This is a genomic window from Collimonas fungivorans Ter331, assembly GCF_000221045.1.
Taxonomy (GTDB): Bacteria; Pseudomonadota; Gammaproteobacteria; order Burkholderiales; family Burkholderiaceae_D; genus Collimonas; species Collimonas fungivorans_A.
Window position 1 is genome coordinate 2649585 of sequence record NC_015856.1, and the last position, 10613, is coordinate 2660197.

The 10613-nt window shown below is 55.4% G+C and carries 9 protein-coding genes; all 9 read right to left on the minus strand.

Going from position 1 to position 10613, the window contains the following annotated elements; all coding sequences use genetic code 11:
• Positions 1-9: 9 nt before the first annotated feature.
• Positions 10-1161, minus strand: a complete 1152-nt coding sequence (locus tag CFU_RS11560; RefSeq protein ID WP_014006221.1) for an ABC transporter permease — start codon at positions 1159-1161, stop codon at positions 10-12.
• Complete coding sequence (locus CFU_RS11565; protein ID WP_014006222.1) at positions 1158-2147, minus strand: ABC transporter ATP-binding protein; 990 nt, start codon at positions 2145-2147, stop codon at positions 1158-1160. The genes CFU_RS11560 and CFU_RS11565 overlap by 4 nt, the downstream gene beginning before the upstream one ends.
• Positions 2144-3124 carry an HlyD family secretion protein gene (locus CFU_RS11570; RefSeq protein WP_014006223.1) on the minus strand — a complete coding sequence of 327 codons (981 nt, stop codon included), beginning with the start codon at positions 3122-3124 and terminating at the stop codon, positions 2144-2146. The genes CFU_RS11565 and CFU_RS11570 overlap by 4 nt, the downstream gene beginning before the upstream one ends.
• Positions 3125-3139: 15 nt before the next feature.
• Positions 3140-3838, minus strand: coding sequence for a TetR/AcrR family transcriptional regulator (locus CFU_RS11575; protein WP_014006224.1), 699 nt, complete (start codon positions 3836-3838; stop codon positions 3140-3142).
• Between the two features lie 155 nt (positions 3839-3993).
• Positions 3994-5958 (minus strand): SPFH domain-containing protein, encoded by a 1965-nt coding sequence (locus CFU_RS11580; protein WP_041741821.1) that lies wholly within the window; start codon positions 5956-5958, stop codon positions 3994-3996.
• A gap of 121 nt (positions 5959-6079) precedes the next feature.
• Positions 6080-7204 carry a heavy metal-binding domain-containing protein gene (locus tag CFU_RS11585; protein WP_014006226.1) on the minus strand — a complete coding sequence of 375 codons (1125 nt, stop codon included), beginning with the start codon at positions 7202-7204 and terminating at the stop codon, positions 6080-6082.
• A 1026-nt stretch (positions 7205-8230) separates the two neighbouring features.
• The gene (locus tag CFU_RS11590) at positions 8231-9037 is read right to left on the minus strand and encodes a DUF2971 domain-containing protein (protein ID WP_041741823.1); all 807 of its coding nucleotides are present in this window, start codon (positions 9035-9037) and stop codon (positions 8231-8233) included.
• Between the two features lie 392 nt (positions 9038-9429).
• A complete protein-coding gene (locus CFU_RS24490; protein WP_148264826.1) occupies positions 9430-10038 on the minus strand; it encodes a hypothetical protein in 609 nt (202 codons plus the stop codon).
• A gap of 221 nt (positions 10039-10259) precedes the next feature.
• Positions 10260-10613 (minus strand): Imm2 family immunity protein, encoded by a 354-nt coding sequence (imm2, locus tag CFU_RS23850; protein ID WP_081466460.1) that lies wholly within the window; start codon positions 10611-10613, stop codon positions 10260-10262.

Sequence of the window (10613 nt, forward strand, 5' to 3'; positions counted from 1 at the left end):
CGGCATTCCTCAATCCAGCGTGCGCCGGTAAAAGCGCAGCGCGATGCCCATCACGATCAGGGTAAACAGCATCAGCGGCCAGACATTGGGCCAGAGGTCGATCCAGCCGTTGCCCTTGAGCAGGATGCCGCGTATCAGGCGGTTGAAATAAGTCAGCGGCAGCAGGTTGCCGATGAATTGCGCCCATTTCGGCATGCCCTGGAACGGAAACATGAAACCCGACAACAGGATATTCGGCAAGAAGTAGAACATGGTCAGCTGCATGGCCTGCAACTGGTTTTGCGCGATCGACGACAAGGTGATGCCGACTGTGAGGCTGGCGGCAATGAACAGCAGCGCCGCCAGGTAAATCGCCAGCACGCTGCCGGCAAACGGCACATGGAACATGAAACGCGCGCCGAGCAGGATGATGCTGGCCTGGATCAGGCCGATCGCGATATAGGGCATGATCTTGCCGGTCATGACTTCCACCGGCGACACCGGCGTCGCCAGCAGGTTTTCCATGGTGCCGCGCTCGCGCTCGCGGGTCATCGACAAGCCGGTCATCATCACCATCGTCATCGACAGGATCACGCCCATCAATCCCGGCACGACGTTGTACTGGGTCACGCCCTCCGGGTTATACAGCCGCTGCACCTGCACATCGAAGGCCGGCGCGCCGCCGCTGAACCTGGCCAGCGCGCCCTTCAAGTCCTTGTTGGCCACCGATTGCACCAGCTGCGGCAAGGCCGCCAGCGCCATGCCGGTGGCGGTAGGATCGGTGGCGTCGGCTTCGACCAGCAGCGCCGGCCGTTCGCCGCGCAGCAGGCTGCGGGTGAAATCGGCAGGAATATTCAGCACGAACAGCACTTTTCCTTGCGCCAGCGCGGTGCGGCCGGCGGCCTCGTTCGGCAACTCGGCCACGATGTCGAAATAGTCGGACGCTTTCATGGCGGCGATGAAGGTGCGTGTGAATTCACTATGGTCGGCGCTGATGACTGCGGTCGGCATGTGCTTCGGATCGCTGTTGATGGCGAAACCGAACAGCAGCATCTGCATGATCGGAATCACCGTGATCATGCGCACCGTGACGCGGTCGCGCATCAGCTGCAGGAATTCCTTGAGCACGATGCTCCACCAGCGCATGAATGAAAACCCCGAAAAACCGGCAAACCCGCTCATGGCTGGTCTCCGAAATTGTCGGCCGAACGGTTCATCATGTAGATGAAGACATCTTCCAGGCTGGTGTCTATCTGCTCCATGCGCAAACCCTGGCCCTCGGTCATCTGGCGCAAGGTTTTCTCCAGCAGCGCGGCGTCCTTGCCGCACACGTGCAAGGAGGTGCCGAACACCACCAGCTGGTCTACCCCGGGCTGGTTGTGCAGCTGCTGGGACAGGCCGACCAGCTTGTTGTCGTGGATATCGCTGTCGCGCTTGTTGTAGATGGCCCAGGTAGTCAAGCCCTGCCCGGCGACAACTTCGGCAGCCGTACCCTGCACCAGCAACTGGCCGTAAGCCAGGTAGGCCAGTTTGTGGCAGCGCTCGGCCTCGTCCATGTAATGGGTGCTGACCAAGACGCTGATGCCCTCGGCCGCCAGCCTGTGCAGCTCTTCCCAGAAATCGCGGCGCGCGGCCGGATCGACGCCGGCGGTGGGCTCGTCCAGCAACAGCAGTTCCGGCTGGTGTAGCATGCTGGCAGCCAGCGCCAGCCTTTGTTTCCAGCCGCCGGACAAGGAGCCGGCCAACTGTTTGGCGCGGCTGGCCAGCCCCAGTTTCTCCAGGCTCTGGTCGACCACTTCCTTGCGGTTCTTCATTTCATAGATGCGAGCGACGAAATCGAGGTTCTCGCGGATGCTGAGATCGTCCCAGTAGGAGAATTTCTGCGTCATATAGCCGACCCGGCGCTTGATCTCGCCGCTTTGCTTGATGATATCGAAACCCATGCAAGTGCCATGGCCCGAATCGGGAGTCAGCAAACCGCACATCATCCGGATCGAAGTAGTCTTGCCGCTGCCGTTCGGCCCCAGGAAACCGAAGATCTCGCCGCGCCGCACCTGCAGCGAAAGGTCTTTCACCACATGCTTGCTGCCGAAGTGTTTGTTGATGCGATCGACATCGACCACCAGGTCGCCGTTGGTTTTGTTCGCGCTAGCGGTCGGCGCCGTCATGGCAGCCTCACTTCCAGCGGCTGCCCGGGATGCAGCTTGAGGGCGTCGGCCGGCGCCGGGCGCGCTTCTATCATGTAGACCAGCTTGGCGCGCGACTGGTTGCTGTAGATGATCGGCGGGTTATATTCGGATTCGGTCGAGATGTAGGAAATGTGCGCCGCGACGTTCGCCTGGCAACCGTCGCAGCCGAGCGTCACCGCCTGGTTCACCTGCAGCCGCCCCAGCACGGTTTCGGGCACGAAAAAGCGGATCTTCACATTCTCGGGCGGCAGCATGCGCAGTACCGGACTGCCGGCCGCCACCCATTCGCCTTCACGGTACATGGTATCGAACACCAGTCCGCTGCGGGTCGCCGTGACGTTTTTTTGCGCCAGTTTCCAGTCGGCCTGCTCCAGCACCGCCTGCGCTGCCGCGACCTGGGCCTGTTGCGCCCGGACCTGCGCCTCGCGGTTGGGCAAACGATCCACCGCCAGCTGGCTTTGCCATTGTCTGACTTGCGCCGCGGCGGTCTCGGCGGCGGCGCGTGAATCGTCCAGTTGCTGTTTGGCGATGCCGCCAGCCTGGAACTGGATCTGGTCACGGCTGAGCTGGAGCGCGGCCTTTGTGGCTGTGGTCTGGGCCTGGGCCAGTTGCGCGCGCGTTATTTCCTGCTCCTGAGGCCGCTTGCCGCTCTTGATATCGGCCAGTTGCGCCTCGGCCGCGCTCAGCTGGTGCTGGGCCTGGCGCTGGGCGGCGGCTTCATCGCCCGATTCCAGCATGAACACCGGCGCGCCCAACGCCACCTGCTGTCCGCGCAAGACCGACAGGCGATCGAGGCGGCCGGCTTGCGACGAGGCGATATAGACATACTCGCCTTCCACGTATCCCTGCCAGTCGTTGTCGTTGCTCGGCGTGCAGGCCGCCAAGGCCAGATAGCCCAAAACCGCAAGCACAAGTGTCGAAGATCGCAGAAAACGTCTGGCAAGGCTGGGCGGCATGGGATTTTTCCTCTGCTATTCGTCGGTGTGCGGATCGCTATGCAAGGTAGATGACGCGGCGGGCAGCGCCAGCCCGTGCAGCAGCAGCGCCGTGACATGCCGCTTCAGCACGTCCTTGTCCAGCAGCGCCACCTGGTTCAGGGGCGGCGGCGGCATGGGACCGTTCTTCAAGGTGCGCGCCATCGCCAGCGGCAGCATCGTCAGGCCGAGCACCGAAATAAAGATCAGGGCCGGCTCCAGCCCCGGGTTGATGGCTCCCGCCCGCTGGCTGCGGCCGACGTTCTCGGCGAAGCGGGCCAGCTTGGCCAGCGGCACCCGCTGCACCATGCGCTCCCGCAGCTCGCCGCCGTCGCTCAGGACTTCGCGCACCCACAAGGCTGGTATCCACGGCATGATTTCAGTGGTCGCGATCATGCGCTCGACGATGCCCATGATCATCTGTTCCGGCGCCTCGTTGCCTGTGACCGGATCCCAGATGCTGTTGACGAACAGGCACAGCCGCTCATCGACCACGGCCTCGATCAGCTGATCGCGGTTCTTGAAGTAGTAATGCACCATGGCGGGAGTAACGCCGGCCTGGCGTGCAATCGCCGCCACCGTGGTTGCCGCGACGCCTTGCGACGAGAACAGCAATGTAGCGGTATCGAGCAGTTTTTCGCGCGGGTCCCGGTCTGAAGCCAGGGGCCGGCCGCGCATTGAGGCTGGTTTGGTCATGAACCAATATTAATCAATGCATTAATTAATTACAAGGACAGATATGCAGCTCGGAATACAATGGAAAACGGATAAATCACATCAGGAATGTGATTTATCCGTTTGGTTTAATACTGTTTTATTTTTTCAGGCAATTATCACCGTCGATCATGCATTCATGCGCGCGGCGTTTCATCATGCTTCAGGGTCTGCGCCAGTTCGCCGGCCTTCAACGATCCCATCAGCGACAACAAGGTATTAAAGGCATTGGTGTCACCGCCGCCGCCCATCTGGATCTGCGGCACCAACGGCACTTTCGACGTTTCGAACGCTTCCGCCAGGCGCAGCATCACTGTCTGCATCAGCTGCTTGTCGGCGCCCTCTCCTTGCAACGCTTCGGACTTGGCCTTGATCGCCGAGGCTTCCGCTTCACCTACCGATTTGATCGCCGATGCGCGGCCGGAACCTTCCATTTCCTGCTTGAATTTCTCGGCATGCGCCAGCGCTTCGATTTCCTGGCGCTTCTTCTCGGCCGCTTTCACATTGGCCGACCCCTGATTTTCCTTGATCGAAATGTCCACCAGCGATCCGGTCAGCTCCTTCTGCTTGGCCGCACGCTGCTCAGCCTCGTTGAGTTCGCGCTCCTTGTCGGCCGCGATCTGCTTCTGGGCGAACGTTTCCACCTGTTCCCGCGCAATCTGGCGGTCACGCAGCTGGGCCATGATGTTTTCGATCTTGGTGTCGCCCGGCTGCGGTTTAGGCGTACCGATCAGCACTTCCTGGAATTCCAGCGAATAGGCCTGGAAACGCTCTTTCATGTCGGCCGAAGCATTGGTCTGCAACTCGCTGCGCGACTGGATCAGCTCAATGAAGGTCTTGGTCTGCGAGACATTCTTGAAGTACGAAGAAACCATGGGATCCAGGGTCTGCTCCACCAGCTGCGCCACGTTGCCGAAACGCTGCACCACCATCGGCGCCTTGCGGTAGTCGATATGCACCACCACCGACAGCGGCAATTGCGGTTCGAAGGCATCCTTGGTGATCAGGGTGATTTCGCGCAGGTTGTTGTCGAAGCTGGAACCGCTCTCGCCGGATTTCCACATCAGCACGAAGTTTGTGGTCGGCACCAGTTCGATCTTGCCGGCGTAAGTGTTGAACGCATACTTGCCAGGCATGAGCGGATCGCGCCACACGCCGCGGCAGCCGCTCTCGACCAGTTCGCCATGGCTATATTCCTTGCCGGACAAATCGGAGCCTTTGCGGCCGGTGTACGACACCACCACACCCACATACCCGACCGGAATGATGGTCTTCTTGATCAGTTCGACCGTCGCAAACAGGCGATTGATATAGTAGGTACCTTCCACCAGCACTCGCTCCTGGCGGCCGCGCAAGCCGCTCGCAGCGAGGAATTTTTCCGGCTCCTGGAACGAGTTGTGGCTGTCGCCGACATCCGGCGCCAGCAATTCATCCTTGGGCAATCCCGGCCCATCCTGCACGGTCACGATGGCCAGCTGGTCCGAATCATGGGTGCCGGCGACTTCCTTGAGCACAACCGGCGTAAAGCCGCTGCGCTCATCCAGCACGCCGCGCATCTGCTCGTAGTACGCCTTTTCCTTGGCATCCAGCGACAGCGAATAGGTCGCCTCTTCAGTCATGACGACAAACAGCGCCGGATTGATGATGTGCGTGCCTTCGCGCAGGATCTTGCGCTGCGGACCTTTCTGGCCGCCGCCTTCAAGGAAGGAACGGACGTCGCGGAAGTCCTCGACCTTGGCATTGTCGGCCAGGGTCTGCCCGGCAGGCAGGTCGATGCCGTCGCGCGCAAAAACATAACCGATCTTGCCCTGGGTGACGGAAACCATGGGATGGATATGCACCCGGAACTGGAACGGCGCAAAGAAATGAAAACCGCCGCGCCTCAGGTCAGGCTGAAGACCCGCCTCGCCATGCAAGGCCAGCAAACCGGCCTTGACCGATCCGCTCGAGCTCCACAATTTCTCGACCACGCCGATCCGGTCGTTTGGAATGTATCGGATGATGCCCGATACCGAAAAAAACACCGCAAGCACAATAGCAACTGCAACCAGAATGATAAGCGCCATGGGCAACCAGCCCAGGCTTGAGAATAGATTAGACATACCGTTTCTTTCTTTATTTTTGTACGACTGTTTTTCCCTGCCGGCGCATCATCGCGCCAGCCGTCCTGCCATAGGGAATCCACGGCAGGATCATTTTTACTGCTTTCCGGAATTGGGTAACTCAGGAACTCCCGCTGCGATCCAGCGAAAAGCCGAAATCGCCATCGATCCAGGTGTCTTTGTCGCGGCTGATCGCCTGCGCCGGAAGCCCAGCGCTCTTGACCGAAAAACCCGGCATTTTTTTGACGGCGGTACCGATCGCCATGAATTCGACCAGCCCGCTGCCGATTTCGGCGATATAGGTCTTCACCCCGACCACTTCCTCCGCCCCGAGCTCATCGGCTTCGTCTTTCAGGCGCGCGATGGCAATCTCGCGCGCGTCATGGATCAGCGTGGTCAGATCGCTGATCTCGCCTTTGGTGAAAGACTTGAACGCAGCCATGAAGCCGCCCACCACGCCCAGCGAGTAGATCGAAGTCGACATCAACAGCTTTACCGGGGCGTAGCCGAGACTTGTCATTGCCCACAACTCTTCACCGGTAAGATCGCTGGTGACTGGATTGCTGTCAGCGCTGGCCGGGAGCGCGCCGTGCCGCGACGCCGTGCCGGCCATCAGCATCTCATGCGTTCCCATCCACGGCAGAATGGTCGTGCGGATGCCAACCACGGCGTTGGCGCCGTCAGCCTTGGCCTGGCTCACCAGCCGTTCCAGCGCTTTGTGGCGGGTCGTGTTGAAGATATTGCTGTACTCGGAGATTTCACCGCGCACCAGGGTTTTCAGCGACCCCATGATGCCGCCGCCGACGCCCATGGAATAAGCGATGTTGCCGAACGCATGCTGGATCGGCTCATAGCCGGCGTCCATATGGCAGTACAGTTCCTGCGCGTCGCCGGCCGTGGTGAAGAAACGGCTGGACGCATCGCGCGCATGGACGCATGAACCGACAAACAGGAACTCTGTGCTGCCGCTGAACGACCGCAGCTCGCTGGATACCCCCGCCACGCCCGAAGCGCCGTGCTGCGCAGCTTCCTTGCGCATGCGTTCAAATGCATTCGCACGGCCTTCATGGATCGCCGCGGTCACTTGCGTGATTTCGCCGCCGAGCATGTTTTTCAGGCCGGCGCCGATCCCGCCAAGGAAACCCATCGAATTGACGCTGTTGCCGACGACGATTTCACCCGCCGAGTAATTCTTTAAAGCCAGGCAAAAAATTTCATTTCCGGATAAACCCGTTACTTTAGCCATACGCCTTCCTTTTTATCGACAATAAATATCCAATGGACCAGCCTGAACATCCAGGCAGATGGGCCAGAGGACGAATTGATTCTGGACCTTAAAATGGAAGGCTGCTACTGATTTCGAGCAACGGTTGCTCGAATGTTTCTTCAGTCGTAGTGGAATGAATTACTGATATTCAGGCAGGATATTTCTGTTTTTGGAAGCAGATGCAGAGAGATGCTGTTCTATCAGACAGATTCAATCCGATACACGTCCAGATCGTTCAATTTGAACGCTGGGCGTGTATCGTCGATGGCGTGAAATTTCCTCGTACGGGAATTTCCTGCTGGCTTACGTCAAATCCTCAGGACAGACGGCATCTCTTGGGAGAGGCAGCACTTTTATCGGTACGGGAATCCCGTCTTTGGTCACAGACAATTTGAAGCCCCCCAGGTTAAAAAATCCCGAGGGAGGCGTGACCGTCACGATATACGTTGCTCCGGCCTCGACAGGCATAGCCCAATCTTGTTGGCTCTCCACATTGGCGCTAGCGCCTGGTTGCGTTACCCCAAACGCAACATGAGCACCTGCCGCCACCCTTGCCTGCTGTATTTCGCCACTGCGGTTATGCCGCGGTATGATCGCAATGACTCTGCCGAACCTGCCATTCGAAGGCAATCCCAAAAAACTCGCGCAATGAAGCGGATATCGTAAAAAGAGCCTGGTATCTGTGTAAGGCGCATCCAGCACTATGGTTGCACGGGGCACGTTGTCTGGAACGTCTGGCACGCTTGGCCGTGGGCCAGATGCCGGCGTGGCGCAGGCGGTGAGGAATGCCATTGAAGCGATATGGGGAGCAAAACGGGTAAGGCGATACATAAAATCCTGTTTTAGAAAGATGAATTAAATCTCAGCGCAGCGAAATATAAAAATCAAGAAATTGCGAGAAATGTTATTGACGCTCTCAACATAGATGCTCCATGTTATTTATAACCGTCGTCAAATGCGCTCTTTGACAAAGCTATCCAAACGTTCCGGACCTGGATTGCATATTTATCGATACGGAGATTGTGATTTTTCAATCTGGGCATTGATATCATGCGATGTCAAAAAACTCTGCACGTAGGCTTCGGCATCCCTGTCCAAATTACTTGGACCAATCACAACTTCTCGTATGCAACTCAATATGTTTGGTGTTTCGCAATAAGGCGTGAGGCCATATTTTCCATAGCGCCAGAAAATTTTCGGGTGTGTGGCGTCATAAATGACCCTCCATTCGTTCTCTTCTCTAAACACAGGGTGTTTGAAAAATGCACACATTTGATTGATGTAATCTCGCGCAGGCTGGGTGGTGCCGTTTTTGATTTTCTCGTGCGCCTGGCCGAAGCTCGCGATTTTTTCTAAGTGCGGTTTCATTCCGTCCGCATCGCCATAAATAACAGGCGCAAACCTCCAATCTTCCTCCGTATTTTCCAACGAAGTAACCGCATAATTATTATCTAGTATCGGTGCACCGACCACCATGCGCAGCGCATTGATATCGAATCCAATGGCGAATCCTGCCCCTTTATCGGCGTATGCCACCCATTGGCCAACAGAGTCTCTTTGTTTAGACAGACAACAAATATAGAAATCGCTTAAATCTTCGAGCAAATCAAAATGTACTTGCAAAGTAGTGTAAAAACTGTCAAGTGATTTATCTTGCTTAACCAGTCCGGCAAGGTACTCGAACGCTTTCTCTTTAAAATAATCTCGCTCATACTTGTCGTTGGTCTTTCTCGCATTCGTAAGTCGAAGTTTTCCAGACTCAATGATTGAGACAAATGCCGATGCGTCGCAGTAGTGATAAATGGTAGTCATTTTTTTTGCCCCATAGTTCTACGATTCGATCTGCATCGTTTCTAAACGACCGGCCGAGATGGCCGATTGTTGTCCTTCAATGGGGATTTAACCGTGACAAAAATCTGTCGCTGCATGCACCGGGCAGTCTAAGCTGATACAGCTAAATCGATACCAAGAATGGCTCGATTATAGTCTTACGAACGGCCAGGTGCCGATTCGTCATCAAACAGCTTTTGCTGCCGCTTGTTCACTTCTCGCTTGTGGACCCGGTTGATCAGCTTGGGGGACTGGGGTCAAGTCTTGCAATGACACATTGTCGAAATCCGATTCCAAGAAAATCAAACTTAGATTTTTAGCGTGTTATGTGTCACGGCAAGACTTGACCCCGAGTTTTCGTGCTTCTCTGTCACTTAAGGCGGGGTAACGCGCATAGACAAAATTATTTGATCTGGAAAATCTTCCAAGCTTCCGGGAGCTCCGCCAACTATCAATCCCCCATAGTTTTTGTCCGGATAAAACAATTCTTCATTAGAGTCATATTCCAAATCTGTAATTGATAGCATCGCATCTACACGATCACCAAGCTTCACTCCGTGCTGTAATTTTCCTTGATATGAATTTCTGTAGACGCCAAGGGTTTCATCCAAAAAATCCACTAGCCATGCAGCGACAATTAAAACTTTATTTTCCTTTATAGACACCACCAACGCACGCGTCTCAACGCTCGGATTGTCCGGAGAATCAAATACGAGATTCCAGTTAGTTAAAGATTTTTCATAAATAGAAAAGCACAAATACCTAGAGCCGCTATCTTCAATGCTTTCTCTCAATTGAAGAACTGGCGATTCTTCAAATTGATACAAATTATTTTTTTCGTCTACAACGTATCTGGCGAGATTTTTTTCCAGCAAATACAATGGTGCCCCTATTGGGATTCCGGCCAAAGAACTATAAGGAATGACAGGAGCTTTCCAATTAATTTCGATATCTGACGCTGTCCAATAATTTTCCATCACCATTTGACTTCTGTTTTCATTATCCGATGTTATCGAAGAATATCGATGCGCAGGTCTTCAACAAGCCATAAAAACGACTGAGGGTCGCTTTCTTTGAGAATTGATGAGAATGGACGGACATGTTGATGCTAGTCATTGCAGACACTCTCTCACTTTTACTCCCGTTGTCCGCACCAGACAATTGTTCGGAGATCGCTAAACCAATGATTTTTCCGTAACAAAATTCACGCAATTAACTTGAGAAGTTTAAGGTCATGCCGAAACGAATCTGCCTCGTCTTGTGGTAGATCAATTAGCATTTTCTGCAAATCGTTCTCTGCCAGCAGGCTGGCAATTTTCTGCCAATGGTACTGTTCGCTTTCGGGTAACCTCCCCCCCGCAAGAATAACAGTGAGTACTTCCAGCATTAATTTCTCAATCGGACTAATGAATGCATTCTGAAACTCATCGTATGCATAACCAAACTCATACTCTCCTGCTTCCCATTGTTGTTTATGAAATAGCTTTGACCGGCAATACTCATAATAACAATTCAAAAACCAAGATCGTATTTCGCTATATGACGCCCGTTCGTCCAT